General features: G+C 75.1%; 24 protein-coding genes. 11 read left to right on the top strand and 13 right to left on the bottom strand.

Features of this window, described 5'->3' with window-relative positions:
* Positions 1-189: 189 nt before the first annotated feature.
* Positions 190-2,115 (top strand): hypothetical protein, encoded by a 1,926-nt coding sequence (locus tag ACOQFB_RS12430; RefSeq protein WP_421609886.1) that lies wholly within the window; start codon positions 190-192, stop codon positions 2,113-2,115.
* A 4-nt stretch (positions 2,116-2,119) separates the two neighbouring features.
* Here ACOQFB_RS12430 and ACOQFB_RS12425 read toward each other — a convergent pair whose 3' ends face one another.
* On the bottom strand, positions 2,120-2,968 hold the full coding sequence (locus ACOQFB_RS12425) for a hypothetical protein (protein WP_421609885.1): 849 nt from the start codon (positions 2,966-2,968) through the stop codon (positions 2,120-2,122).
* Positions 2,969-3,151: 183 nt separating this feature from the next.
* Here ACOQFB_RS12425 and ACOQFB_RS12420 point away from each other — a divergent pair, with 183 nt between their 5' ends.
* Positions 3,152-3,472 (top strand): hypothetical protein, encoded by a 321-nt coding sequence (locus ACOQFB_RS12420; RefSeq protein WP_421609884.1) that lies wholly within the window; start codon positions 3,152-3,154, stop codon positions 3,470-3,472.
* Between the two features lie 18 nt (positions 3,473-3,490).
* Here ACOQFB_RS12420 and ACOQFB_RS12415 read toward each other — a convergent pair whose 3' ends face one another.
* Positions 3,491-4,618: an energy transducer TonB gene (locus ACOQFB_RS12415; protein WP_421609883.1), complete on the bottom strand. Its 1,128-nt coding sequence runs from the start codon at positions 4,616-4,618 to the stop codon at positions 3,491-3,493.
* A 312-nt stretch (positions 4,619-4,930) separates the two neighbouring features.
* Here ACOQFB_RS12415 and ACOQFB_RS12410 point away from each other — a divergent pair, with 312 nt between their 5' ends.
* The 5 genes from ACOQFB_RS12410 (at position 4,931) to ACOQFB_RS12390 (ending at position 11,349) form a co-directional block, all read left to right on the top strand.
* Positions 4,931-6,304 carry a tRNA wybutosine-synthesizing protein 4 beta-propeller domain-containing protein gene (locus ACOQFB_RS12410; protein WP_421609882.1) on the top strand — a complete coding sequence of 458 codons (1,374 nt, stop codon included), beginning with the start codon at positions 4,931-4,933 and terminating at the stop codon, positions 6,302-6,304.
* 105 nt (positions 6,305-6,409) lie between these two features.
* A complete protein-coding gene (locus ACOQFB_RS12405) occupies positions 6,410-9,328 on the top strand; it encodes a serine/threonine-protein kinase (RefSeq protein WP_059436895.1) in 2,919 nt (972 codons plus the stop codon).
* Positions 9,329-9,402: 74 nt separating this feature from the next.
* Positions 9,403-9,723: a hypothetical protein gene (locus ACOQFB_RS12400; protein WP_059436894.1), complete on the top strand. Its 321-nt coding sequence runs from the start codon at positions 9,403-9,405 to the stop codon at positions 9,721-9,723.
* A gap of 46 nt (positions 9,724-9,769) precedes the next feature.
* Positions 9,770-10,711 carry an MvdC/MvdD family ATP grasp protein gene (locus ACOQFB_RS12395; protein ID WP_059436893.1) on the top strand — a complete coding sequence of 314 codons (942 nt, stop codon included), beginning with the start codon at positions 9,770-9,772 and terminating at the stop codon, positions 10,709-10,711.
* Between the two features lie 53 nt (positions 10,712-10,764).
* Entirely contained in the window at positions 10,765-11,349 is a 585-nt protein-coding gene (locus ACOQFB_RS12390) for an RNA polymerase sigma factor (RefSeq protein ID WP_059436892.1), read from the top strand.
* 288 nt (positions 11,350-11,637) lie between these two features.
* Here ACOQFB_RS12390 and ACOQFB_RS12385 read toward each other — a convergent pair whose 3' ends face one another.
* Entirely contained in the window at positions 11,638-12,630 is a 993-nt protein-coding gene (locus ACOQFB_RS12385) for an aldo/keto reductase (RefSeq protein WP_059436891.1), read from the bottom strand.
* A gap of 119 nt (positions 12,631-12,749) precedes the next feature.
* Here ACOQFB_RS12385 and ACOQFB_RS12380 point away from each other — a divergent pair, with 119 nt between their 5' ends.
* Complete coding sequence (locus ACOQFB_RS12380; RefSeq protein ID WP_421609881.1) at positions 12,750-13,259, top strand: GreA/GreB family elongation factor; 510 nt, start codon at positions 12,750-12,752, stop codon at positions 13,257-13,259.
* A 94-nt stretch (positions 13,260-13,353) separates the two neighbouring features.
* Here the strand turns inward: ACOQFB_RS12380 and ACOQFB_RS12375 are convergent, their stop codons facing one another.
* The 5 genes from ACOQFB_RS12375 to ACOQFB_RS12355 form a co-directional block, all read right to left on the bottom strand.
* Entirely contained in the window at positions 13,354-14,094 is a 741-nt protein-coding gene (locus tag ACOQFB_RS12375) for a metallophosphoesterase family protein (RefSeq protein WP_421609880.1), read from the bottom strand.
* A gap of 123 nt (positions 14,095-14,217) precedes the next feature.
* Positions 14,218-14,904: a hypothetical protein gene (locus tag ACOQFB_RS12370; protein ID WP_421609879.1), complete on the bottom strand. Its 687-nt coding sequence runs from the start codon at positions 14,902-14,904 to the stop codon at positions 14,218-14,220.
* A complete protein-coding gene (gene rdgC, locus ACOQFB_RS12365; RefSeq protein ID WP_494492230.1) occupies positions 14,891-15,526 on the bottom strand; it encodes a recombination-associated protein RdgC in 636 nt (211 codons plus the stop codon). Before rdgC ends, ACOQFB_RS12370 begins: the two co-directional genes overlap by 14 nt.
* Positions 15,527-15,594: 68 nt before the next feature.
* On the bottom strand, positions 15,595-16,641 hold the full coding sequence (locus ACOQFB_RS12360) for an HNH endonuclease (RefSeq protein WP_421609877.1): 1,047 nt from the start codon (positions 16,639-16,641) through the stop codon (positions 15,595-15,597).
* Positions 16,642-17,252: 611 nt separating this feature from the next.
* Positions 17,253-18,245 (bottom strand): GTPase, encoded by a 993-nt coding sequence (locus ACOQFB_RS12355; protein WP_059436885.1) that lies wholly within the window; start codon positions 18,243-18,245, stop codon positions 17,253-17,255.
* A 129-nt stretch (positions 18,246-18,374) separates the two neighbouring features.
* Here ACOQFB_RS12355 and ACOQFB_RS12350 point away from each other — a divergent pair, with 129 nt between their 5' ends.
* Both ACOQFB_RS12350 and ACOQFB_RS12345 read left to right on the top strand, forming a co-directional pair.
* Positions 18,375-18,818: a GNAT family N-acetyltransferase gene (locus ACOQFB_RS12350; RefSeq protein WP_059436884.1), complete on the top strand. Its 444-nt coding sequence runs from the start codon at positions 18,375-18,377 to the stop codon at positions 18,816-18,818.
* 184 nt (positions 18,819-19,002) lie between these two features.
* Complete coding sequence (locus tag ACOQFB_RS12345) at positions 19,003-20,628, top strand: peptide chain release factor 3 (RefSeq protein ID WP_059436883.1); 1,626 nt, start codon at positions 19,003-19,005, stop codon at positions 20,626-20,628.
* 407 nt (positions 20,629-21,035) lie between these two features.
* Here ACOQFB_RS12345 and gloA read toward each other — a convergent pair whose 3' ends face one another.
* Positions 21,036-21,422 carry a lactoylglutathione lyase gene (gene gloA / locus ACOQFB_RS12340; RefSeq protein ID WP_059436882.1) on the bottom strand — a complete coding sequence of 129 codons (387 nt, stop codon included), beginning with the start codon at positions 21,420-21,422 and terminating at the stop codon, positions 21,036-21,038.
* 20 nt (positions 21,423-21,442) lie between these two features.
* Complete coding sequence (locus ACOQFB_RS12335; protein ID WP_011421162.1) at positions 21,443-21,835, bottom strand: TraR/DksA family transcriptional regulator; 393 nt, start codon at positions 21,833-21,835, stop codon at positions 21,443-21,445.
* A 121-nt stretch (positions 21,836-21,956) separates the two neighbouring features.
* On the opposite strand from ACOQFB_RS12335, the gene ald reads away from it, so the two are divergent.
* The gene (gene ald, locus ACOQFB_RS12330; protein WP_421609876.1) at positions 21,957-23,069 is read left to right on the top strand and encodes an alanine dehydrogenase; all 1,113 of its coding nucleotides are present in this window, start codon (positions 21,957-21,959) and stop codon (positions 23,067-23,069) included.
* A gap of 241 nt (positions 23,070-23,310) precedes the next feature.
* Here ald and ACOQFB_RS12325 read toward each other — a convergent pair whose 3' ends face one another.
* The 3 genes from ACOQFB_RS12325 to ACOQFB_RS12315 form a co-directional block, all read right to left on the bottom strand.
* Positions 23,311-24,381, bottom strand: coding sequence for a 3-deoxy-7-phosphoheptulonate synthase (locus tag ACOQFB_RS12325; RefSeq protein WP_082100167.1), 1,071 nt, complete (start codon positions 24,379-24,381; stop codon positions 23,311-23,313).
* A gap of 118 nt (positions 24,382-24,499) precedes the next feature.
* Positions 24,500-25,321: a class I SAM-dependent methyltransferase gene (locus ACOQFB_RS12320; protein ID WP_059436880.1), complete on the bottom strand. Its 822-nt coding sequence runs from the start codon at positions 25,319-25,321 to the stop codon at positions 24,500-24,502.
* Between the two features lie 60 nt (positions 25,322-25,381).
* Positions 25,382-26,329 (bottom strand): cation diffusion facilitator family transporter, encoded by a 948-nt coding sequence (locus ACOQFB_RS12315; RefSeq protein ID WP_059436879.1) that lies wholly within the window; start codon positions 26,327-26,329, stop codon positions 25,382-25,384.
* Positions 26,330-26,480 lie beyond the last annotated feature (151 nt).

Here is a 26,480-nt window from a genome sequence, read left to right as displayed (position 1 = left end):
CTACTGGGGAGGGGGCCCGGATTCAAACGAACCCTTGGACCCCGAGAGGACGGTGCGCACCGACGCGCAGCCGTGCCGCACCGCGGCAGGCCCGCGACGCGGAGCGCCGTTGTGACCCCCGCTCGATCGGCGGACACTCGGATGCAGCGGCGCGCGCGGGGGAGCGCGCCGCGGGGGGGGAGGGCGACCATGCGGACGCGTCCGATCGGGCTCGCGGCTGGGGTGCTGCTCGCGCTCGCCGCCTGGGGCGGCAGCGGCTGCAGCGGCGGAGGGGGCGACGGGCCGGCGCCGGCGGTGTGCGAGGGAGCGCCGGATCCGGGGGCGGCCGGGCCAGGGGACGTGGAGGGCTGGTTCCCGCTCGCGCCGGGATGGGGCTGGAGCTACCGGATCGCCGGGCAGCCCGTCACCCGCCCCGCGGACCTGCGCATCGAGGTCGGCGGGACGCGCAGCTACCGCGGGTTCGCGGCGATGGAGCTGCGCGAGCTGGACCCGACCACCGGCGCCGAGCTCCCGGGCGCGACCGCGCTCCTCGCCTCCGCGCCGGCCGGCCTGGTCGAGCTGGGCGACGGGACCGCGTCGGATCCGACGCCGTCCACCTACGACCTCCGCTTCCCCATCACCGTGGGTGGAACGTGGTCGGAGCGCTGCGCCGGGCTCGACTACGGCGAGGACCTGGGCGGCGACGGGAAGCACGAGACGCTCGACCTCGAGCTGCACGGCCAGGTGCTCGGGCTCGAGGACGTGACCGTGCCGGCGGGGACGTTCGCGGGCGTCGCGCACGTCCGGCTCACGCTGACGCTCACGCTGCACGTGACGGATCCGGGATATCCGCCCGTCGTCACCGCCACCGCCTGGCAGGAGACCTGGTACGCCCGCGGCGTCGGCATCGTGCGCCGGAGCGACGGCGGCGAGCTGTCCGCCACCACCGTCTACGAGCTGGTGGGCTGGTCCGGCCCGGCCGGCGGGGGCGGCCTCGCCGAGCTGACCCGGCTCGTGGTCCCGCCGCCCAGCTCGGATCCGTACGTGACCCCGTGGCGCGTGGTCCCCGCCCGCGGCGGCTCCTCCCGCGCGATGGTGCTGGAGATCGCCTGGCGCGACGGCCCGGTGCGGCTGGTGGGCCGCTTCGTGGACGGCGGCGCGGCCGGCGCGCCGTTCGAGGTGGTCCCGCAGTGGCCGGCCGACGCGAACCTGCCCTGGCACATGGCCACGCAGGTCGCGCCGGGGCCGGACCGGCACCTGGTCGCCTTCGCGGCGGTGCCGGACCAGGCGCCGAGCACCGCCGAGATCTGCGCCGCGCGGGTCACCGCGGACGGCGCCGCGCTGGACGGGCCCTCCGGGATCCTGGTGGCGCAGTGCGCGCGCTGGACGGGCTACGCGGTGGCGGCGTCGCGCGCCGGCGACGGCTCCCTGGTCGCCTGGGGCTGCGACGATCCGACGTCCGGGGTGTACGCGGCCACGGTCGGCGCGGACGGCGCGGTGGGCGCGCCGATCTTCCTCGGCGCCGGGCCGGTGCAGTTCCTCCAGGCCGCCGGTCGCGGGACCGAGCACGTGGTGATCTGGGGCCGCGGCCCGACCTCCGGGACCGAGGTGGTGGGCGTGCGGGTGAGCGCCGCGGGCGCGGCGCTCGACGCGGCGCCGGTCCGGCTGGTCGCGGATCAGGACTTCAAGTACCCGGGCGACCTCGCCTGCGGTGACGCCGCGTGCCTGCTCACCTGGCGCCGCATGGGGCAGCCGTACGGCTCCTACGACCTCGCGGCGGTCCGCCTGGCGCCGGGTGCGCTGGCCGAGCGCGCCGCGGTGCGGCTCGCCGGCCCGCTCGACTACGAGACGGAGACGCTCGCGGTGCCGGTCGGCGACGGCTTCGCGATCGACTGGGGCGACGCGCAGCTCTACCCGGTGCCGTGGGGCGAGCCGGGGCCCGCGATCCGGGTGGGCTGGGTCGGGACGGAGCTCGGCCTCTCCCCGGCGGGCGGGATCCCGGTGCTCTACCACTGGGACTTCTACGACGCGCTCGGCACCGCGGCGCTGCTCTCGGCGAGCGCCGCCGACGCGTGGATCGCGTACGAGTGGATCCCCGCGTACGCGGAGCTGGACGCGGTGCACTGGATCCGCTGAGCCCTCACCAGCGCCGGGCCCAGCCCGGCGCCGGCCGCGGATCGGGGCGGAGGGCGGAGAGGTCGTGCGCGCCGCGGAGGGCGAGCCCCGCGGCGCGCCCGTCGCGCAGCTCGAGCCGCGCGTCGCGGGTGGCGACGAGCAGCCGCCCGCGCGCGTCCCAGTCGGCCCAGGCCGCCTCCGGCAGCGCGACCGTGCGCCGGCCCAGCTCGACGGCGTAGGCCGGGCTGCGCCCCTCGATGCGCGGCGCCCGCAGGTCGAGCCCCTGGTCCTCGAGCACGAGCCGCGCGCCGCCGCCGGGGCGCGGCTTCACCAAGCGTGCTTGGCGCCGCTCGTCCCAGGGATCGCGGCGCGGATCCCGCGGCTCGCCGCGCGGGTCGTCCTCCCAGCCGCGCCGGCGCTCGGCCGCGTACTGCACGACGGGCGTCGGCGCGAGGCCGCCGCGCGCGCGGAGCGGCGAGGCGTCGCCCGCATCCGCCGGCGCGACCGCGCCCGCCTCGCCCGCGGCGGCGAAGTGGTGCCCGCGGCTCCAGGTGCCGCCCTCGTGCCACGCGGCGAGCGCGAACAGCCAGGGCGCCTTCGAGACGAGCAGGTACGCGGTCCACGGGTGCTCGCCGAGGAACTCCGCCGAGGTCGGCGAGCCGGCGAACGCGGCGAGCAGCGCGCCGTCCGGCGAGAGATCGCAGCGGCGCGGGTAGAGCGTCCCGCGGAACCACGCGCCCGGCTCGAGCGCGTCCTGCTCCAGGTGCCAGCGCAGCAGGTGCCACCAGCCGCCGGGCCCGCGGCGGAACACCAGCGCCACCGGCGCGGCGGTGGCGACCTGCGCGTAGAGGCGCGGAGGTGGGTGCGTCTGCATCACTCCTGGTGTATCACGTGCGGCGGCCGCGCGCAGCGGGGCGGTCCGGGCGTGGAGCGGCGCCACGATCCGCCCCGTTTCCCGTGTGTGAATGTGGCCAGCGCACGCGTCCCGCGGTTCGTGGAGTGGTGGCGGGCACGGACGCAGCGTAGCGTCGGGCCTCGCACGCACGGGAGGTGTCGCATGGCGCTCCACGGCATCGCGGTGTGCAGCCTCGACGACGGTCGGGTCCTCCGGCTCCCGCCGGACGCCTGGTGCGTCCCGCTCCCGGCGCCGCTCCGCGGCCGCGCGCTCCGCATCGAGGCGGTGGAGCGCGGCTTCGAGGACCTCGCCTGCGTGACCTACGCCGACGCCGGCGGCGTGGCCGGCTACGTGATGAGCGAGGCGCGCCTCGGCTCGCGCGGCGCGGGCGAGGACGTGATCGTGCGCAGCGCCGCCGCGTTCGGCGAGCAGCGCTGGATGGTGGTGCGCATCGGGGGCGCCGGGGCCCGGCTGGCGGGCTGAGCGGGCCCTCGCCTGTCGCTACACGCCCTCGAAGCGGATCGGCATCACCACCCAGATCGCCACCGGCCGGCCGGTCGCGTCGGCGCCGCCGCGCCAGGCGCAGCCCCGCACCGCGGCCTCGATCGCGTGCGCGATGCGGAGGTCGGGCACGCTCGAGAGCAGCTCCACCTGCCCGATGCGCCCGTCGCCGCCCACTGCCACGCGCACCGTGATGGGCCCGGAGGTGAACCCGGTCAGCTCGCGCGGCAGCCGGATGGCCCGCCGCACGCAGCCCGGGTCCAGCTCGACCGGCTTGCGGAAGCCCGCGGTCATGTACTGCGGCGCGTCCTCGATCTCCTGCGGCTGCGCGCCGGCGGCGGTCCCCGCCACGGCCGCGCCGCCTCCCCAGGCGCCGCCCCCGCCGCCGCCCACCACGCCGCCGATGACGCCGCCCTCGACCTCGCCGGGCGCGTACTCGCCCTCGTCCGCGCCCTCCGGCAGCGCCTCGATGGGCTCGTCCGGATCCGGCACGCGCATGGCCTTCTTCAGCTCGCGCGGCTGGAGCAGCGCGGTCGGGGGCGGCGGCGGGATGGTGGCGCGCGGGCGGGCCCCGGGCGCGGGCGCCCTGCGCCGCGGGGCGGGCGCCGCCGGCATCCCCGGAAGCCCGGGCGGCCCCGGCGCCTTGCGCGGCGCCGCCGCCGGCAGGTGCACCGGCACGATCATCTCGATCTCCTCGCGCTCCGGCGCCGCCACCGTCGAGGCGAGGACCACCGCGGCGCCGACGAGGCACGCCTGCACGCCCGCGCCGAGCCCGGTCCAGGCCGCCCGGCGGCCGGCGCGCGCCGCGCGGTCGTGGCGGAGCAGCGACGCGAACGACGGCGGGGCCACGCCCGGCACCGGCGCGATCGCCGGGCGCGCGGCGCGTTCCTCTGGGCGCTCGCGACGGGGGGCTGGCGAGGTCCCCGGGCCCGCCAGCCGCTCGAACAGCGGGTGGTCCGGATCCGGCGGCGGGAAGGACAGGATGGAGAGCAGCGCGCTCAGGTCCGGGGGCGGGGGCTCCGCCGCGCCGGGCGGCAGCGGGACGAGGTCGCCGAACAGCCGCCGGGCGCGCTCCGGATCGTGCACCTCGACCGGCGTGGGCCGGCCGTCCGCGGTGCCTGGATTCACGGAGGGTGCTTGATCACCCCGCGCCGCGCCTTCCGCCGGACGCGCCTGCGCCGCGTCCAGCGCGCTGCGTTGCCCCCTCGGTTCGGCGCCTCGCCGGTTCAGGATCGTGTCGAACATCCGCGTCCCCTCTTCACTCCTAAGCCCGCCCCGGCGGGCCGGCGTTGCGGTTCGTTGTCCGGGGGGAACGGGGGAGGATCCCGGGGGGATGGCCGCGGGGGGACGACGCGCGGGGTGGCCCGGAAGCGCCACCCCGACGGCACCCGCCCGCGCGCGTGCGTTTCGGGCGCGCGCCGGTGTACACGTGCCGCCCGCATGCGCTCCAGCCACGCACTCTCCGTGATGGTCGCCGCCCTCTGCGCCGCCGCGGCCCCGCTCGCCGCCTGCTCCGGCGGCTCCTCCGGCGCCGACCCGCGCCCGCTCGCCGCGGCGCTCGCCGCCGACCCGCCCGCGTTCGCGCCCGGGGCGGCGGTGACGCTGGTCCCGGCGTTCGCGCGCGGCGCCGGGCGCATCGAGCCGGACGTCGGCCCGGTGGCGAGCGGCGGCCGCTACGCGGTCGGCCCCGCGGTGGAAGGGCGCACCTACCGGCTCATCGTCGAGGACGGCGCCGAGCGCGCCGAGGCGGTGGTGCAGGTCCCGTTCGCCTACCGCGACGCGGTCCGCGCGCTCGGGCCGCCGCGGAGCGCCCGCGCGCAGCACGTCGCGGTGGGCCTGGGGGACGGGCGCGTGCTCCTCGCCACCGGCTCGGCGAACATCTCCACCTTCAGCTGGACCGCGGAGGTGTACGACGCGGCCACCGGGACCTCGGCCGCGACCGGCGAGCTGCGCCTGGGCCTGGCCGCCTCGGTCGCGCTGCGGCTGCCGGACGGTCGGGTGCTGCTGGCGGGCGGGCAGAGCAACTTTCGCGACCGCGAGGATCTGGTCGCCGTCTGGGATCCGGCGGACGGGCGCTGGAGCGAGCCGGGCGCCCTGGCGCAGGCGCGCGCGGGCCACGCGCTCGCGCTGCTCGGCGACGGCCGCGTGCTCGTCACGGGCGGCGCGTGGCTGGGCAGGGCGCCGGGCTCGGTCGCGACCGAGGAGCTGCTCGACCCGGTCACCGGCGAGAGCCGCGCGCCCGCGGGCACGCCCATGGTCCAGCCGCGCGCCTTCCACACCGCCACCGCGCTCGCCGGCGGGCGGGTGCTGGTGGCCGGCGGGCTCAACAGCTTCTCCGGCGGCGACGCGGTCGAGGCCGAGCTGTTCGACCCGGCCACCGAGACGTTCGCGTACACCGGGTCGCTCGCGCACCCCCGCGGCGGCCACGCGGCGGTGCGGCTCGCCGACGGGCGCGTGCTGGTGGTGGGCGGGCTCGACGCGGCGTGGACCTACGTGGCCGAGGCCGAGCTGTGGGACCCGGACACCGGCGCGTTCACGCCGGCCGGCGCGCTTACGACCCCGCGGGCGGACCACACCGCCACGCTGCTCGCCGACGGGCGGGTGCTGGTGGCGGGCGGCACCGACGCCGACGGCACGCGGCTCGACACGGTGGAGCTGTGGGACCCGGCGACCCGGGCGTTCACCCCGGGGCCGGCCCGACTCGGCGCCGCGCGCGCCCTCCACTCCGCCACGCCGCTGCCCGACGGGCGCGTGCTCGTGGTCGGGGGCGAGGACGGCCACGCCGCGCTCCGGCAGGCGGAGGTCTACGAGTAGGCGGCCGGGCGATACCGCCGCCTCCGGGCCCGCTCCCGGCCGGGCCCCCACGCGACGTCCTGTCCGGGCATCTGGTAGAACCCGGGGCTGAGCCCGAGGCCTCCCGTGTCGCCGCCCTCCAGACCCGCCGCGTCCGCAGAGCCGCCCAGCCAGGACTCGCCACGCGCCGAGTCGGCCGACGCGCACCGCTCGGTCCAGCTCACGCGGCTGCTGGCCGAGATGGTGCACGTGAACGAGGTGTCGCTGGGCGACGCCTGGTCCCCGGTGCTCCGGCCCGGCGCGACCATCGGGCGCTTCCGGCTGGTGCGCGAGCTGGGCCGCGGCGGCTTCGGGGTGGTGTACGAGGCCGAGGACGGCGACCTGGGCCGGACGGTGGCGGTGAAGGTGGTGCGCCCCGGCACGCGCATCGCGACCCGCGGCCGCGAGTGGATGCAGCGCGAGGCCGAGGCGGTGGCCCGGCTCAACCACCCGAACATCGTCACGCTGCACGACTTCGGGCAGGCGCCGGAGGGCCCGTACCTGGTGTTCGAGCTGCTCCGCGGCGACTCGCTGGCGCGGCGGCTGGAGCGCGAGAAGACGCTGACGTTCGACCAGGTGGTCGGCCTCGGCATCGCCATCACCCGGGCGCTCGTCCACGCGCACGCGGCCGGCGTGGTCCACCGCGACCTCAAGCCCGGCAACGTGCACCTCGCCGACGACGGCGAGGTGAAGGTGCTCGACTTCGGGTTCGCGCACCTGTTCGGCCGCGGCGGCATCGGCGACGGCGGCACGCCCGCGTACATGGCGCCGGAGCAGTGGGAGGGGGAGGGCGGCGACGCGCGGGTGGACCTGTTCGCGCTCGGCGTCATCCTGCACCAGTGCCTCGCCGGCGCGCTGCCGTACCGGGTGGACAAGGACTGGAGCGAGGCGCAGGAGCCCGGCCCGACGCCGGCCCTGCCGCGCCGGGCCGCGCCGAGGGCGCTCCGGGCCCTGGTGCGGCGGCTGCTCGATCGCGATCCCGCGAGGCGCCCGGCCAGCGCCCGCGAGGCCCGCGACGCGCTGCTCGCCATCCAGCAGGCGCACGCCGGCCGCGCCCGCCGCGGCCTCCTCTACGCCACCGGCACGGTGGCGATCACCGCGGTGGTGCTCTCGGCGTGGCTCGCGCTCGACCGCGAGCCGCCGCCCGGCGAGCAGGTGAAGGCGGTGCTCGCCGCCATGGAGAACCGCGCCGAGGATCCCACGCTCGACGCCGTCCCCGGCCTGCTCGCCGCGGCGCTCGAGCCCTCGAAGCGCGTGCGGCTGGTCGCGCCGGCGCGCCTCGCGGCGGTGTCGCGCGAGGCCGGCATGGGCGAGCCTGGGCGGCTCGACGCGGAGCGCGCCCGCAACCTGGCGCGGATCGCCGGCGCGGGCCTGGTGATCCTGCCGTCGGCGGAGCGCGGCGAGCACGGCCCGGTGCTGGCGGTGCGGGCGATCGAGTCCGAGACCGGCAAGGAGCTGTTCGAGGCGAGCGTGGACCTGTGGAGCGCCTCGGGCATGTCGGACGGTGTGGACGAGCTCGCCGAGCGGATCCGGCGCGAGGCCAAGGAGCGCCGCGCCGACCGCCGCGTGCGGCGCCCGGTCGCCGAGGCCGTGACCGCGAGCCCGGAGGCGGCGCGCTGGTACTACGCGGGGGTGGATTGTCTGGAGAGGGCGGAGTCGACCGAGCCAGCCGTAGAGGGCTGCGCCTCCGCCTTCGAGCGGGCGCTCGCGATCGATCCCGCGTTCCCGCTGGCGCACTACCGGCTGGCGGCAGCGCGGTCGCTACTGGGCACGAAGAGCGAGGTGGGGTCGCGGCACGTCGAGGCTGCGCTCCGAGGCGCCACTCGCGTCACGGAACGGGAGCGCCTGCTGATCCAGGCGCTGGCCGCGCGCATCGGCGGGAAGCTCGAAGATGCGCGCCAGCTCTACGACGCCATCCTGGTGGACGCCGCCGACGACCTCGAGGCGCTGGAGGGCGGGGGCGAGGTACTGTGGCGCCAGGGCAAATGGGCGGACTGCGTACCCTACTACGAGAAGGTTGTCGCGCTCGCGCCAGATCGGCCGGATCCCGTGGCCACGCTCACCGAGGCGCTCGGGCGACTCGGCCGCTGGAGTGAGCTGCGCGCCCTGCGCGACCGGGTTTCCGCGCGGGCGGACTCGCCGGGGCGCAGCGCGTCCCTGGTGGACATCCACCTGTGGTTGGGTGAGCCGGACGCTGCCCTCGCGGAAGCGCGTCGCGCGCTTGAACACCACGGTGACGCGCAAGCATCACTCGTCTGGTACGCGGCGAGCGGGGCCGGCGACGTTCGCGAGATGGGCTCGATCGCCCGGCGCCTACCGGTGGAAGACGCCGGTCGGAGACGCGCGCATGCGCTTGCGACGCAAGGGCGGGTCCGGGAGGCGCTACTGGAGAGTTCGAGGAACTATCTCCAGCGCTCCGACGCACGAAGTCAGTCGCGCCATTACACCGCTGCGCTCCTCGCGATGATCGGGTGGAACCCTGCGCGCGTCTGGCCATACGCGGCCCGGGCGGCTGCGGTGAATCCGGCGTACGCTGCAGATCTCGCGGTGCCGCTGGCTTTGCTCGGTGATCTTCCGCACGCCCGCGAGCTCGCGCGGGCGCTTCCCCCGGGATCGGTGGCGGCGGAGGAGCTGACCGCGCTCGAGCTTTGGCAGGCGGGTGACGCAGTCGGAGCGCTCGCCCGGCTCGCCGCGGCGGAGGCGCGAGATGCATGGCCGGTGGAGGGGCTCGCTCCCGCTTACCTGGCTGCGGAGGTGAGCGCGGCCATCGGCGACGATCGAGAGGCGGTCGCGGCCGCGCAGCGGTTCTTGCGGCTGCCGCCACGCGGCTCCTGGCGGACGTTCGCATATCCGCGCACCCTCTACATCATGGCGCGCGCCCAGCTGAACATGGGCGATCGTGCCGCGGCCCGCGCGACCGTGAATCGCCTGCTCGGGATCGTGGCCAACGCCGACACCGATGTCCCGCTGGCGCGGGACGCGCGTGCGCTGTGGGCTTCGCTGTAAGTGTGCGCCACGGCGTGTGTCCGCCCGTGAAGTAGCATCGGCTCGCTGCAATTCCATCTGAAATAGGAGACGACATGCCCAAGAATCCGGATCTGATGGTCACAATCGAGGAGAAGGATCGTCCCGCGGTGACCGCCGTCGAACTCGCGACCTCCCGCCCGTTCGGCCTCGAGAGCGTCAGCCCCGAGCTCGCCGCGAAGCGCCAGGCGACCGCCGCCGAGCTGGTGGCGACGCTCTCCAAGCTGCTCGACCTGCTGCAGCGCGCGCACCGCGAGAGCTTCCTGAGCGAGAGCAGCATCCAGCACATGCAAGCGGTGGAGCGCTGGTACACGACGCTCCAGGCCGAGGCGGCGCAGGCTGCGCCCGCGGCGGTGCCGGAGAAGACCGCCATCTAGTGGCGCATCGCCGGCGCGCGCCATCCCGGCGCGCCGGCTCCTTCCCGTGATCCTCGCCATCACCCACGCCGGCGACGAGCACGCGCCGCTCGTGCTCCGCGCCCTCGAGGCGCTCGGCGCGGAAGCGACCGTGCTCGACCTCTCGGACCTGCCGCGCCGGGGAAGGGTGGTGCTCGGTTACGGCGCGGGCGGTGGCGCGCGGGAGCTCCGGCTCGAAGGACGCCCGCCCATCGACGCGGCGCGGGTCACCGCGGTCTGGTGGAGGCGGCCCCAGCCACACGCCGCCGCGCCCGGCCTCCGCCCGGAGGACGCCGCGTTCGCCACCCGGCAGACCGGCGAGGCGGTGATGGGCCTCGTGGCCTCGCTGCGCGGCGCGCGCTTCGTCAACGATCCCTGGCGCGACGCGGCCGCCGCGCACAAGCCGCACCAGCTCGCCGCCGCCGAGCGCGCCGGGCTGCCGGTGCCGCGCACGCTCGTCACGAGCGACCCGGACGCCGCGCGTGCCTTCCTCGATGCGTGCGGTCCGGACGGCGCCGTCCACAAGGTCCTCGCCGCGGGGAGCGCGGCGCTGTGGCGGCCGACCCGCCGCGTGGGCCGCGACGACCTGGCGCGGCTCGCCTCGCTGCCGCTCGCGCCGGTCATCTTCCAGGAGCGCGTGCCGGGGGTGGACGTGCGGGTGACGGTGGTCGGCGACGCGCTCTTCGCGGCCGACCTCGACGCGCGCGACACGGTCTCACCGGACGACTTCCGGCCGGTGACCCACCTCTGCCGCGTCGCGGCCTGCGAGCTGCCCGACGCGATCGCGGCCGGGCTGCGGCGACTGGTCGCCGACCTGGGCCTCCTGTACGCCGCGGCCGACTTCCGGCGCCGCGACGACGGTTCCTGGGCGTTCCTCGAGCTGAACCCGAGCGGACAGTGGGGGTTCGTGGAGGAGCGGACCGGACAGCCGATCACCTCGGCCCTCGCCCGGCTGCTGGCGGGCCGGTGACCCACCTCGCGGCCGCCTCGACCCGCCGTGCAGGGTCGTCTACATTGCCCGGGATGGACGTCGAGGCCCGGATATCGGCGGCGCTGGAGGCGGGCGATCACCGCCTCGCCGCGACCGAGATCATCCGCGGCTACGGCCCGCGGATCCTGGGCTACCTGAACGTCCTGCTCCGCGACGAGACCGCCGCCGCCGACGCGTTCGCGCTGTTCGCCGAGCAGGTGTGGCGCGGCATGCCGGGGTTCCAGCGCCGCTCCAGCGCCCGCACCTGGGCGTTCAAGGCCGCCTGGAGCGCCGCCATGAAGGTCCGCGACGACGCCTGGCGGCGGCTCGGGCAGCGGCTCGACACCACCGAGGCCACCCGGCTCGCCGCCGACGTCCGCACCCGCACCGCCGTCCGCCTCGAGCGCCAGCGGCAGGAGCTGGAGGAGCTGCGGGCGATGCTGGACGACGAGGAGCAGACGCTGCTCGTGCTCCGGCTCGACCAGGAGCTCTCCTGGGACGAGGTCGCGGAGGTGCTGTCGCAGGACGGGCAGCGCGTGGACCCGGCCACGCTCCGCAAGCGCTACGAGCGCATCAAGGACCGGCTGGCCGAGATCATCCGGCGCCGCGCGGTCGAGGGCAGCCGCGAAGAATCCTGACGGACGCCCCATTCTGGGTAAACGTTCTATGACGCCGGAATGGTGAGGGGTTTCCCCGGGCCGCGCGGAACCCGCGCCCGACGCGTCACACGCCGCGGGCCGGCCGTTCCAAGTCTGCGGAGCGTCCAAGGGTGAGCGCTCCACTCGAAGTGGCCGGGGGGCCACGGGGGCTCCGCCGGGAAACCGGCGGAGCCTCCGACTTTTCGGCCCTCGACTTCGCGCCAGGTGAGCAGATCGCCCGCTCACCCTGAGCGTAGGCGAGCCGTCAGGCTCGCCGGAGTCGAAGGGCTACCAGGCGTACGCCTCGGGCGCCTCGCCCCCGGGGCCGGGCCAGATCGCGTCGATCTCCTGCAGCGCGGCCGGGTCGAGCGTCAGCTCGGTCGCGGCGATGGCCTCGTCGAGCTGGGCCACGGTGCGCGGCCCGACGATCGGCGCGGTGACGCCCGGCCGCCCCAGCACCCACGCCAGCGCCACGTCCGCGGGCCGCTGGCCCATCTCGGCGCAGAGCTTCTCCCAGCGCTCGAGCTGCGGGCGGTGCTGCTCGATCTTCTTCTGCACCCGCTCGCCGGCGCGCCGTCCCGCGGTCGCCTTCGCGAGCGCGCCGCCCAGGAGGCCGCCCGCGAGCGGGCTCCAGGGCAGGATGCCGACGCCGTAGGCGCGGCAGGCCGGGATGACCTCCAGCTCGATGGTGCGCGAGGCGAGGTTGTAGAGGCTCTGCTCGGAGACGAGGCCGAGGAGGTTCCGCCGCGCCGCGGCCTCGCAGGCCTGCGCCACGTGCCAGCCGGCGAAGTTGCTGCTGCCGACGTAGATCACCTTGCCGTCGCGCACCAGGCGATCCATCGCCTCCCACAGCTCGTCCCAGGGCGTGGCGCGGTCCACGTGGTGCATCTGGTACAGGTCCACGTGGTCGGTCCCGAGCCGGCGCAGGCTGTCCTCGCAGGCGCGGCGGATGTGGAACGCGGAGAGCCCGCGGCCGTTCGGCCCCTCCCACATCGGCCCGTACACCTTGGTCGCGAGCACGATCCGCTCGCGCCGCCCTCCGCCCTGCGCCAGCCAGCGCCCCACGATCTGCTCGGTGCGTCCCTCGCGCGGGAGCCGGCCCCACTCGCTCGCCTTCTGGCCGTAGACGTTGGCGGTGTCGAAGAAGAACACGCCGGCGTCGAGCGCGCGGTCCATGATCCGGAACGCCTCGTCCTCCGGCGTCTCCGGCCCGAAGTTCATGGTGCCGAGGCACAGCCGGCTCACCTCGAGCCCGGTCCTTCCCAGTCGCGTGGTGTCCATGGGTGGAGGTGATGGCGCCTCCGGCGCGCGGGCGCAAGCTGCGCCCAGGTGTCGCAGGGCCCGGCCCGGGGCGGACGTCCGCGCGGGCGCGGCCGGCGGCCGGCCGCTATCCTCGGGGCGTGTCCAAGGCCTTCACCAGCGAGGAGACGCCCGACCTCGGCCCGGTGGTGCGACCGCCGCCGCGGCTCGCGCCCGGCGAGGTGCGCTACGTGACGCCCGAGGGGCAGGCCGCGCTGCGCGAGGCGCTGGCGCGGCTCCGGGCCGACCGCGGCGACGCCGCCCGGCTGCCCGACGCCGAGCGCGCGGCGCGGATCGCCGAGCTGGACGCGCGCATCACCGCGCTCGACGCGACGCTGGGCGCGCTCACGGTCCTCGGGCCCGACGCCACGCCGGAGGGGCAGGTGGGGTTCGGGACCTGGGTGACCGTCGAGGAGGAGGACGGCCGCCGCGTCACCTGGCGCCTGGTCGGGCCGGACGAGGCCGACGCGCGCCGCGGGCTCATCAGCGCCGGCTCGCCGGTGGCGCGCGCGCTGCTCGGCCGACGCGCCGGCGACGTGGTGGAGGTGAACCGGCCCGGCGGCGAGGCGGAGCTGACGGTGGTGGCGGTGCGGCGCACCGCGCCGCCGTGAGGCGACGCTCGCCCTTCGACTCCGGCGGGCCTGCGGCCCGCCTACGCTCAGGGTGAGCGGACTTCTCCCCGGAGGCCGCGCGGGGTCGAGGGACTCAGGCCCGCCCCGTCTCCAGCCAGCGCGCCCAGTCCTCGCGGCCGTTCGCGCGCGCCGTCTCCGCGGCGCGGGGGTGGTCGTAGGCCACGCAGCGGAACGCGACGCTCCAGCCGCGCGGGGTGCGGTGGCAGATGGCGTAGCGGGCGTGCGGCGAGCCGTTCTCGACCCTGTGGTGGGAAGGGTGGTCGTCCTCGTAGGCCTGGAGCCCGACGCTGCCCGGGTTCACCACCAGCCGGCCGCCGCTGAGCCCGATCGCGTGCGGCACGTGCGAGTGGCCGCAGAGGATGAGGCTCCGGTCCACGCCGAACGCGCGGGTCTCGAGCGTGGCCGGCGCGGCCAGGCGCAGCCCGCCGTGCTCGACGTCCTCGAGCAGGTGCTGGGTGTCGCTGGTGGGCGAGCCGTGGCAGAGGAACACGCCGCCGCGCGCCAGGTCGAGCGTGGGCGGCAGGTGGCGCAGCCACTCGCGGTGGCGCGACGTGGTGTGCTCGAACGCGTGCTGGTCGGCCGCTCCGCCCGCGTGGTGCTCGCAGGCGAGGAGCTGCCGCTCGTGGTTGCCCGCGATGGTCGGCAGGCCCAGCGGGATGAGCAGGTCCGCGGTGGCCGCCGGCTCGAGCGGCCCGGAGAGGAGGTCGCCGGTGTTGACGACGAGGTCCACGCCCTGCCGGTGCGCGTCCTCCAGCACCGCCTCGAGGGCCCAGACGTTCCCGTGGATGTCCGACAGCGCCGCGATGCGCAGCATGGCCGCGCAGTATTCCGCCGGGGCGCCGCGAGGGCACGCGAAAAGTGTGGCCCGGCAGGAGCGGAGCCGCCGCCCGATCCTTCCGCTCGCCCTGAGCCCGTCGAAGGGCGAGCGATGCCGCGGCTACCGCGCCTTGCGCGCCGGCCGCGATACGGGCGCCGGAGCTTCCTCCCGCTCCGCGCCGCCTTCCTCGTCCTGCATCCAGCGCTTCAGCGCCGGCACCGTGCGCGAGGCCCAGGCCCGCGAGGCGCGGACCTCCAGGAACGCCGCCGCGAGCGCGTCCACCAGCGCCGAGAGCCGCTGCGCCTGCTCGAGCCGCTCGACGAGCTTGTCGTCGTCCGCCTCCGCCAGCGGCGGCGGCAGCTTCGCGCCCTTCACGTCGAGGAACTCCGCGTCGAGCGTCACCTCGTAGGCCTGCTCGCCGTGCTGCAGGCGCACGCGCGCCTGGTGCACCAGCAGCCCCGCGTCGAGCGCCCGCCGGACCTCGCGCGCGTATGGCGCCTGCGTGCCCCGCGCCGCCAGCTCCGTCACGTCGCCCACCACCCCGCGCAGCGTGACCCGCCCCACGAAGAGGACGACGACCGGCGTGCCGTCCAGCTCCGTGACCGGCTCGCCCGACTCCGAGCGCCACAAGAGCCAGGTGAGCAGCTCCCGCCCCAGCCACGTGCGGCCGCGAACCAGCGCCTCCCGCGCCTTGTCGCGCTCGACCTCCGCCTCGTCCCGCCCGTCCGCGTCGGTCGCGACGCCATCGACGCCCGTGTCGCCCCGCAGGAACGCCGCCTCCGCCCTCGCCTGATCACGCCTCGACATGGAGCGCCTCCTTGCCCGAGATGCCCGTCAGCGCCGCCGTCGGCGCCAGCGCCGCGTCGGAGACCTCCGACCGGACCGCCAGCGCGCTCACCGAGGAGGGCGTCAGCTTGATCTCCAGCGCGCCCTCGACCGCCGCCGCGATCTCGTCCACCAGCTTGCGCGACGCCGCCCACACCAGCAGCTCCCCCGAGGCGAGGTGCAGCGAGACGTCGTGAACCTTGGTGGACGGAACCGCCCGCTGCCGGTGCGCGTGGCGGATGAGGTCCTTCTGCGTCGCCTTCTCGCCCTTCGTCGGCGGCCGCCCCCGCTCCTTCTCGTGGAGCGCGACCCAGCGATCCAGCTCCGCCCGGACCGCCGAGGAAGGGATGCGCAGCGTGTCCACCCGGAACGCGAACAGCGCCCACTCGCCCTCGAGCACCCCCGAGGTGAAGTCCGTGACCCCCGGATCCTGCGCGGAGACGAACCCCGCCGCCCGATCGTCCTCCCCGCGCTCGATGTCGAGCGGCTCGAAGGCCCCCTTGGCCAGCCCGCGGGCCAGCCAGCGGCGCGTGTCGGAGGAACGCTTCGCGGGAATCTCCGCGCGGAAGCGAGCGAAGGTGACGGAGCCTCGTCGGATGGGCATAGGGGGGCGCAAGATGGGGGAGGGAGGGAAGAAGGTCAAGCGGCTCCGCGTACGCACCGCGATCACCGTCACGTCACACGTCCCCGTGGCGTCCCCGCGTAGCGATCCATCACCGCATCCCCAAGCACGGCCCGCGCCGCGAGGAGGTTGTGCGCCGCGCAGAGCACGCGAAGGTTGGCGACGGTGGAGTCCCCGCCGAGCGCGAGCGGCACGACGTGGTCGAGCTGGAGCGCATGCGTGGACCCGCAGACGTCGCCATCCGCCAACCGCCACTGGCAGCACCCCCCATCCCGCCGCCAGACCTCGCGGCGGACGTGGGCAGGGATGCGATCCGGATCGCGAGAGGGCCGGGCCGACGCCCGGGGCCGGTCCGTGAGCGCCCCCTGGCGCTTCTCCGCCTTCGCCAGCAGCAGATCGACAGCCGCCTCCAGTAGCGCGTCATCCGAAAGGTCCGGCCGAAGATCCCGCAGCCGCTCCAGCTTGCGCGCGAAACGTTCACTTACCGTGACGTGGAGCCGCTGCAGGGAGGCGGTGAGTGGGGTGAGCTCCGCCAAGGAGCGATACGGAGGCGGTGCAGCCGGCGGTTCAACAGTTGAACCGGCGGCCAGCGCAGGGCCCTTCAGTTCAACAGTTGAACCAGAAGTCACCACAGGGGCGCGCGGTTCAACAGTTGAACCAGTCGCCCCAGGCCCGCGCACCGGAGTGAGGACCGTCCGCTCCGGCGGCGCCGGATGCGGCGCCAGCGCCGCCACGACCTCAGCCGCCTCGTGCCGCGACAGCCCATAGAACCGCGGCAGGATCGTCTCCCAGTTCTCGCCGGTGACGACGCGCGCCACCTCGATGACGGTGGTGAAGCAGAGCCGCCCATCCCGCAGCGGCTCGACGACGGCCGGCACCGCCTGGATGAGCTCCGCCGCGACCTTGCGGTACTGCGCCGAGCCCTTGGAGAGCCGGAGCTCGCGGTGCAGGTAGTGGAACAGGGAGGCGTACCCCAGGTCCGCCCACGCGCGCCGCGCGTCGAAGTCCGCGAGCGCGACGAGGAACTCCGCGAGCGCCGAGCGCTCGCGGCGGAGGAGGGGGGAGAGGTGATCCGAGAGCGCACGCGCAGTGTCCATGCAGGCACTCTCGCATGCGTTTCCGGGCGCTCGCCGGACGCACGCATTCGCCGCCAGACGCGAGAAGGGAAGGGCGAGATCGCGAACGCGCTCGGAACGCGGGCGCGATCGGCAGGCAAGCTCCGGCGCATCCAGGGCAACCTTTCCGCACTCCCCGCGGCGCGCGAGTCGCCGAACAGTGAAACCACGTCAAGCGCGGCGAAGGTGCCCGTTGGGTTGCAAGCGGTCACTCACGGTGACTACGCCACGCTCATGGTTCGACGGGCTCACCATGAGCGAAGGACCAGAGGCGCATCATCAGCGGAAGACCAGGGGCTCACGTGAGCAGAGTCACGGGGACTACGCCACGCTCATGGTTCGACGGGCTCACCATGAGCGGCGAGCAGAGCCGCGCGCGCGAGTCGAGCGCCAGCCCCGCCTCCACTCCAGGCCTCTCGCAAGCCGATCGCGCCGAGCCCGGCCCCGGCCAACAGCCCCGCCCCGCCAGCCCGCTGCCCGACCTCTAGCTCCTTTCCAAAGGGCCGCTGCCCGACCTTTAGCTCCTTTCCAAAGGCCCGCCGCCCAGCTCCCTTCACCGAGCCACCAGCAACCCCGCCGCCCATCCACGACGGCTACGAATGCAACTCCACCACATCCCCATCCCCCAGCACGTGCCCCCGATCGACCTGCTGCCCCTCGAACCGTGCGTGCGGCCCCCACAGCCTCGCGAACTTCAGCCGCTCGGCGAGATCGTGATGCACCCGATCCGCGAGGTCGTGCACTGTCGCCCCCTCCGGCAGCACGAACGGCTTCCCCGCGTCCGCCGCGTGCCCCGGCTCCTTCGTGTGCACGCGGATCCGGTGCAGCGACCTGAACAGCACCGCCCGCAGCCCATCCAGCCCATCTCCCCGGGTGGCCGACACCCGGAACATGAACAGGTCCGGCGGCACCGCCTCCCGCGCCAGCGCCGCGAACGTCCCGTCGTCGTCCAGGTCGCACCGGTTCGCGAGCACCACCACCGGCACCGCCCGCTCCAGCGGCGACGCCCCCGGCGCCGCCGCCCGCCCCGCAGGCCGGACCCTCGCCCTCTCCAGCAGGTCCAGCGTCGCCCGAAGCCCCGCCTCCAGATCGTCCGCGGCCACGTCGAGCACGATCAGGACCCCGTCCGCCCCATGGACGAGCTGCGGCAGCCACGGCGGCACCTGCGCCCCGCCCACCGCCGGCGTGTCCACGAGCTGCACCTGCACGTCCTCGAACTCCATCATCCCCGGCAGCGGATCACGCGTGGTGAACGGGTACTCCGCGATCTCCGGCTTCGCGTGCGTGAGCGCCGCGAGCAGCGACGACTTCCCGGCGTTCGCCGGCCCGACCATCACCCACTGCCCCGCCCCCTCGCGCACCACCTGGCCGACCTCGGCGCGACGCCCGGGCCGGTGCGCGTGGGTCGCCTCCTCCTCCAGCTTCGAGAGCCGGGCGCGCAGGTCCCCCAGCAGCTTGTCGGTCCCCTTGTGATGGGGGAGGAGCGCGATCATCTCGCGGAGCGCGTCCTCCTTCTCCTCGCGCGTGGTGGCGCGGTGAAGGCGCAGCTCCGCGTCCTTGTACCGGGGCGGCACGTTCGCGGGCATGGTCCGATGCTCCTTCGGCGGCGCCGCGGACGGCACGGCCGCAGAAGGGCTCGCCCGGTCGAGGGAAACCGTGCCGTTTCGCCGCACCGCGGCATGAGCCTGAACGATCGTTTCGGGTACCTTTCCCACATGCCCTTCCTCGTCCGTTTCGCCTCCTCCACCGAGGATCGCGACGCCGCCTACGCCCTGCGCCGCGACGTCTTCGAGTTCGAGCAGCACATCCCCCGGCCGCTCGACCGCGACGCCTTCGACTTCTCCGCCGACCACGTGGTCGCGTTCGACCGCGGCGGCCACTGCGTCGGCACCGGCCGGGTGGTCCGCACCGACCAGCGCACCTGCCAGATCGGCCGCATGGCCGTGGCGCAGGAGGCCCGCCGCACCGGCGTCGGCGCCGCCATGCTCGACTCGCTCGAGCGCATGGCCCGCCTGCGCGGCATCCGCGAGGTGGTGGTGGCCTCGCAGCTCGGGTCGGAGCCGTTCTTCCACGCGCGCGGCTACCGGCGCGAGGGGGACGTGTTCGAGGACCAGGGGGTCCCGCACGTCCACATGCGCAAGCTCCTGCTGGTGAGCTAGCGCGCCGCCGGGCGGCCACCCGGGAGCGGAGGGGCCCCGGGACGGCCGGCCGGAGGGCGGCGAGGCGCGGAGGGTGCAACGCGCGCGCCGCTGGGTTAGAGTGCGCCCCCGACGCACAGACGCTCGCTCGCCCCGGGTCCCGCGGCCCGGGGCGATTCGCATTCTGGAAGGACCCCCGCAGTCCATGAGCCACCACGAGATCTCGCGCCGGCGCACGTTCGCCATCATCGCCCACCCGGACGCCGGCAAGACCACGCTCACCGAGAAGCTGCTGCTCTACGGCGGCGTCATCCAGCTCGCCGGCGCGGTGAAGGCGAAGCGCGGCCGGGCCAACGCGGTCTCGGACTGGATGGAGATGGAGCGCGAGCGCGGCATCTCCATCACCACCAGCGTCCTGCAGTTCCCCTACCGCGGGCTGCAGATGAACCTGCTCGACACCCCCGGCCACGCCGACTTCAGCGAGGACACCTACCGCACGCTGCACGCGGTGGACGGGGCGGTGATGCTGCTCGACTGCGCCAAGGGCGTCGAGTCGCAGACCCGCAAGCTGTTCCGCGTCTGCCGGCAGCGCTCCATCCCCATCTTCACGTTCGTGAACAAGATGGACCGCCCGGGCCGCGACGCGTTCGAGCTCATCGGCGAGGTGGAGAGCGTCCTCGGCATCGGCGTCTACCCCATCACCTGGCCGGTGTTCCGCAGCGGCGTCTTCCGCGGCGTCTACCACCGCATGGCGCGGCGCGTGTACCTGTTCGACGCCGACCACGCCAACTCCAGCTCCACCACCGGCGCCGAGCGGCCGCCGGTCGAGGTGACCGGCATCGACGACCCGATGCTCCGCGAGGCGCTCGACGACGCAGGCTACGATCGCCTCCGCTCCGAGGCCGACCTGCTCGACGCCGCCGGCGACGGGTTCGACCGGGAGCGCTTCGAGGCGGGCGAGCTGTCGCCGATGTTCTTCGGCAGCGCGGTGAACAACTTCGGCCTGGAGGCGTTCCTCGAGACCTTCAGCGAGCTGATGCCGCCGCCGCGCCCGCGCGACACCGACCAGGGCCCGGTGGAGCCGACCCGCGACGAGTTCAGCGGGTTCGTGTTCAAGATCCAGGCGAACATGGACAAGGCGCACCGCGACCGCGTCGCGTTCGTGCGCATCTGCTCCGGCCGGATGGTCCGCGGGATGAAGGCGCACCACGTCCGCAGCGGCAAGGACGTCCGGCTCGCGAACCCCACCCAGTTCCTGGCCCGCGACCGGAACGTGGTGGACGAGTCCTGGGCCGGCGACGTGGTCGGCATCCACGACCCCGGCAACCTCGAGATCGGCGACACGCTCACCGGCGGCTCGCGCTTCGTCTATGAGGGCATCCCCAGCTTCGCGCCGGAGCACTTCCGGCGCCTCGCGCTGGTGGACCCCATGCGCCGCAAGCAGTTCGCGACCGGCCTGGAGCAGCTCGCGCAGGAGGGCACGGTGCAGCTCTACCGCCCGCCCGCGGGCCGCGCCGGCGACCTCGTGCTGGGCGCGCTCGGCCAGCTCCAGTTCGAGGTGGTGCGCTACCGGCTCGAGTCCGAGTACTCGGTGCAGGTGCGGGTCGAGCCGGTGCCGTACCAGCTCGCGCGCTGGGTCTCGCGCGCCGACGGCAAGCCGCTCGACCTCGACGCGCTCCACGACGCGGTCGAGGGCATGGTGGTGCTCGACGTGCGCGACCGGGCGGTGGTGCTGTTCGACCGCGAGTGGGCGCTCCGCACCGCGGAGCGGCTCCACCCCGAGTACCGGTTCGCGGAGACCGCGACGGGCGTGGTCGTCCGCGCGGCCTGAGCCGCGCCCGCTCGCCCTTCGACAGGCTCAGGGCGAGCGGAGGATGCGAAACGACTCCGTCCGCTCCTCCCGAGCGTTGCGTGGCCCTTCGACTCCGGCGGGCCTGCGGCCCGCCTACGCTCAGGGTGAGCGGGGGATGCGAAGCGACTCCGTCCGCTCATCCCGAGCGTAGCGCGGCCCTTCGACTCCGGCGGGCCTGCGGCCCGCCTACGCTCAGGGTGAGCGGGGGATGCGAAGCGACTCCGTCAGCTCATCCCGAGCGTAGCGCGGCCCTTCGACTCCGGCGGGCCTGCGGCCCGCCTACGCTCAGGGTGAGCGGGGGATGCGAAGCGTCTCCGTCCGCTCATCCCGAGCGTAGCGCGGCCGCCAGGCCGCGCGGAGTCGAGGGACGAGCAGGCGAATCCGCCTCAGCCCCCGCGCTGGATCAGCTCGATCTTGTAGCCGTCGGGATCCTCGACGAACGCGATCACCGTGGTCCCGTGCTTCATCGGGCCGGCCTCGCGCACCACGCGGCCGCCGCGCGCCTTGATCTCGGCGCAGGCGGCGTACGCGTCCGGCACCTCCAGCGCCACGTGGCCGAAGCCGGTGCCGAGCTCGTAGCGCGGCGTGTCCCAGTTGTGCGTCAGCTCGATGGCGGTCTGCTCGGACTCCGGGCCGTAGCCCACGAACGCGAGCGTGAAGCGGCCGTCGGGGTACTCCTGGCGGCGGAGCAGCGTCATGCCGAGGACGCCGGTGTAGAAGGCGAGCGACCGCTCCAGGTCGCCGACGCGGAGCATGGTGTGGAGGATGCGCACGGGGATCTCCGGGGTGCGGGTCAGCTGAAGTCGGTCAGGTTCTTGCGCGTCGCGTTGCGGCGCGGCTCGGAGCGCGCCTGGCACTCCGGGCAGAGCGCCGCGTAGGGCATGAGCGCGAGCCGGCGGGGCGCGATCTCCTCCTCGCACGACTCGCACAGCCCGAAGTCGTCCGGCCGGTTGGCCAGCTTCGCCAGCGCGCGGTCGATCCGGCCGACCAGCTCCGCCTGCCCCTTGTTGCGCTGCGAGGCGAGCACCTGGAGCATCTCGGACAGCGCCTGCGCGTCCTCGTCGGAGACGCCGGTGCTGGCCGGGTCCCGGCGGTTCGGCTCGATGCGGGCGGGGCCCGCCTGGACGAGCTGCGCGCGCAGCCGCTCCAGGGCGAGCCGGTGGGCGGCGCGCTCCTTCGCGTTCATGGCCGCTCCTTAGCCCAGAACCGTGGGACGCGCCATCGCGAACACCCGGTGCGGGGGTCGACGGCGGCCCGCGTTCGTCTTACTCGGTGGGGGCCGCTCGACCCTCACCCCGGAGCTTCGCATGCGCGTCGGCTGCCCCAAGGAGATCAAGAACAACGAGAACCGCGTCGGCCTGACGCCCGGCGGGGCGCGGTCGCTCGTCGCGGCCGGGCACGACGTCCTGGTCGAGTCCGGCGCCGGCGAGCGGAGCGGGTTCACCGACGCCGAGTACGAGGCGGTGGGCGCGCGCATCGCGCCGGTCGCCCGGCAGGTGTTCGAACAGGCCGAGCTGATCGTGAAGGTGAAGGAGCCGCAGCCGCCGGAGCTGGCCGCGCTGCGGCCCGGGCAGATCCTGTTCACGTACCTGCACCTCGCCCCGGACCCGCTCCAGACGAAGGCGCTGCTCGAGCACGAGGTCACCGCCATCGCCTACGAGACCATCCGCGACACCTCCGGCCGCCTGCCGCTGCTCACCCCCATGTCCGAGGTGGCCGGCCGCATGGCCGCGCACGTGGGCGCGTTCTACCTGCAGCAGCCGAACGGCGGGCGCGGCATGCTGCTCGGCGGGGTGCCCGGCGTGCCGCCCGCGCACGTGGTGGTGCTGGGCGGCGGGGTGGTGGGGCTCAACGCCATCAAGGTCGCGGCGGGCATGGGCGCGCGGGTCACGGTCCTCGACAAGAGCCTGCCCACGCTCCGCTACCTCGACGACATCTTCGGCAACCGCATCGAGACGCTCTGGTCCAACGAGGCGCACGTGGAGCAGGCGCTCGTCCAGGCCGACCTCGTCATCGGCGCGGTGCTCATCCCCGGCGCGGCCGCGCCCAGGCTGGTGCAGCGGCGCATGCTGAAGCACATGAAGCCGGGGTGCGTGATCGTGGACGTGGCGGTGGATCAGGGCGGCTGCGTCGAGACCACCCGGCCGACCACCCACGCCGACCCGGTCTACTTCGTGGACGGCGTGCTGCACTACGCGGTCGCGAACATGCCCGGCGCGCTCCCGCGGACCTCCACGCTCGCGCTCACCAACGCGACGCTGCCGTACGCGATGCAGCTCGCCGGCCGCGGCGTGAAGGACGCGCTCCTCGCGGATCTCGGCTTCCTGGCCGGGCTCAACACCTACCGCGGCAAGCTCACCTGCGCGCCCGCGGCGGAGAGCCTGGGGATCCCGTACACCGACCCGCGGACGCTGCTGTAGGCCGCGCGCCCATGACCCGCTCGCCCTGAGCCCGTCGAAGGGCAGGCTCACCACGAGCGGATCTTCGCTGCCCGCTCGCCCTGAGCGCGTCGAAGGGCGGGCTCACCACGGCCCTTCGCCTCCGTCCGCTCACCCCGAGCGTAGCGCGGCCGCCAGGCCGCGCGGAGTCGAGGGGCGCTGAGGGTGAGCCGCCCTGGCCCCCGCTCACCCCGAGCCTGTCGAGGGGCGAGCGGTCCGGCCGCTACCCGCGGTCCCGCCGCGGCAGCACGTCCTTCAGCACCTCGCGGGCCTGGCGCACCATCTCCACGGTGGTGTCCCAGCCCACGCAGGCGTCGGTGACCGAGCAGCCGTAGCGGAGCTTCGAGAGGTCGTCGGGGATGGGCTGGCTGCCCGCCTCGATGAAGCTCTCGACCATGAAGCCCACCACCGACCGGTTGCCCTCGCGGACCTGGTGCACCACGTCGCGGAGCACGAGCGGCTGGAGCTCCGGCTTCTTCCACGAGTTCGCGTGGGAGCAGTCCACCACCAGGTTGAGCGGGAGCTTGGCGCGGGTGAGGGCCTGCTCGGCGAGCGAGATGGAGACGGTGTCGAAGTTGGGCCGGCCGCCGCCGCCGCGCAGCACCAGGTGGCCGTAGCGGTTGCCGCGGGTGCGGATGATGGCCGACTGGCCCTGGCCGTTCACGCCGAGGAAGCTGTGCGCCCGCGCCGCCGAGAGGATGGCGTTCACGGCCGCGTCCACGTCGCCGTCGGTGCCGTTCTTGAAGCCGACCGGGGTGGAGAGGCCCGAGGACATCTCGCGGTGGGTCTGCGACTCGGAGGTCCTGGCGCCGATGGCGGTCCAGGAGACGAGGTCGCCGTAGTACTGCGGCGCGTGCGGGTCGAGCGCCTCGGTGCCGGCGGGCAGGCCGAGCTCGTTCACCTGGAGCAGGAAGCGGCGCGCCCGCTCCATGCCCTCGTCGATCCGGAACGAGTCGTCCATGTACGGATCGTTGATGAAGCCCTTCCAGCCGACCGAGGTGCGGGGCTTCTCGAAGTACACGCGCATCACCAGCACCAGCGTGTCCTTCACCTCCTCGGCGAGGTGGCGCAGGCGGCGCGCGTAGTCGAGGCCGGCGGCCGCGTCGTGGATGGAGCAGGGGCCGATGACGCCGAACATGCGCGGGTCGCGGCCGTCGAGGATGGCCTCGATGGCGCGGCGGCCCTCCACCACGGTGCGGACCGCCTCCTCGGTGATGGGGATGCGCGCCTTGACCTCGTCCGGAGACGGCATGAGGTCGAACGCGGCGATGTTCAGGTCCTCGGTCTTCTGCACGGGCTCGCTCCGGCGCGGGGGAAGGGGAGCGAAAATACACCCGATCGGCGCGTCCGTTCCACCCCGCGCAGGGGCGATTCCCGGCCGGAAACCGCCGGCCCGCCGGCCGCGCGGCCGCCTACGGCACGCGCGCGGAGAGGATCGGGATGATCCAGGCGGCGTACTGGTCCGGATCGCGGATGGTCGCGATCTGGTCGTCGAAGTGGCGCCGCGCCTCCTCGGCGGTGAAGCGGGTGTGCTGACCGATGGCGTCGGCGTAGCCGTCGCGCCAGGCCTCCCAGATCGCCGCGAACGTCTCGCGCGGCACGCGCAGCGTGTCCACCGCGACGTAGTCGAGCGTGAGGTCGGCGAGGCCGAGGGCGCGCATCATGGCGAACGCGCGCCGGCCGACCAGCATGTCCGAGCCGGTGCGGGCGCCGAACTCGCGCGGCGCGGCCGGCCAGAAGTCGGCCGGATCCAGCGTGCGCGCGGGGAGGTGGATCATCCCGTAGTCCTCGGCCAGCAGGTGGATGCGCCCGCCGCGGCGCGTCACCCGGGCCAGCTCGGCCAGCGCGCGCTCGGGGTGGGGGATGGCCTGGATGACGTGGCGGCAGACCGTGAGATCGAACTCGCGATCCGGCAGCGCCAGGTGGAACACGCTGCCCTGCGCGAACGAGACGCGGGGCGCGAGCGCGCCGTGGCGGGCGCGGGCCACCCGGAGCGGCGGCTCGAGCACGTCCACGCCGAGGACGGTCGCCTTCGGGAACAGGCCGGCGAGGCGGGCGGTGATCTCGCCGGTGCCGCAGCCCGCGTCGAGGATGCGCGCGCCGGCCGGCAGCTCGTAGCGCCGGAAGAGCGGCGCCTCCTGCGGCCAGATGGCCGAGGCCTGCGCGGCCAGGTTGCGGAACATGGACTCGTCCGCCATCTGGCGGGCCTGCGGGTTCAGCGTCTCCTGGCTCATGCACCGCCTCCGCGCCGGCGATCCGGCGGCCTCAACAGATGGCGAGGCGTTCGCGCGCCGTCAAGGTGCCTGGCGCGGCGCGGCCGGCGGGAGCGGCCGGTCGAGCTCCTGGTCCTGCCAGGCGGCCGGATCCTCGAGGGCCTCGAGGTGCGTCTCCATGGTGGCGTTCGGGAGCACCGCCCGCACCTCCTGCTCGATGGCGTCCACCAGCCCGTGCCCGCGCGCCACCGTCCAGGCGCCGGGGACGAGCACGTGCACCGTCACGAACCTGCGCGACCCCGCCTGCCGCGTGCGGAGCGCGTGGAACTGCACCTCCGGGCACGCGTGCCGGTCGAGCACGGCGCGGAGCGCGGCCTGCTCCTCCGGCGCGAGCGCGCGGTCCAGCAGCCCGAGCGCCGAGCGGCGGATGATCTTCACGCCGGTCCAGACGATGTTCGCGGCGACCGCGAGCGCGATGAGCGGATCGAGCCGCTGCCAGCCGGTCACCGCCACCAGCCCGACCGCCACCAGCACCCCGGCCGACGTCCACACGTCGGTCATGAGGTGGTGGGCGTCGGCCTCGAGCGCGATCGAGTGGTGCCGCCGGCCCGCCCGCAGGAGCACGCGCGCGACGCCGAGGTTCACGAGGGACGCCGCCACGGAGACGACGAGGCCCAGCCCCACCTGCTCGATCGGCCGCGGCGAGAGCAGGCGCTCGGTGGCCGTCCAGGCGATCCCCGCCGCCGCGAGCAGGATGAGCGCCCCCTCCGCGCCGCTCGCGAAGTACTCCGCCTTGCCGTACCCGTACGCGTGCTCCTCGTCGGGAGGGCGGGCCGCCACGCCCAGCATCGCCAGCGTGAGCATCGCGGCGACGAGGTTCACCAGCGACTCGAGCGCGTCGGAGAGCAGGCCCACCGAGCCGGTCAGCAGATACGCGCCGGTCTTCAGGCCGATGGTGGTCACCGCCGCGGCGATGGAGAGCCAGGCGAAGCGGGTCAGGGAGGCGCGTGCGCGGGCGGGGGCGGTCATGACGGACGGTGCCTGTTGTCCGCCCGGGCCGCGCCGGCGGCAAGCGCGAAGGGGCGGGCGGTGCCCGGCGCCCGCGGCGAGCGGCTGCCTGCGACAAAGAGCCGCACGGAAGGCCCGGAAAGCGCGTGACGAACCGTTTGATCCCGATCAT

This window comes from Anaeromyxobacter sp. Red801, assembly GCF_049201065.2.
Classification (GTDB): domain Bacteria; phylum Myxococcota; class Myxococcia; order Myxococcales; family Anaeromyxobacteraceae; genus Anaeromyxobacter.
This window is presented reverse-complemented; position numbering and strand designations above follow the sequence as displayed.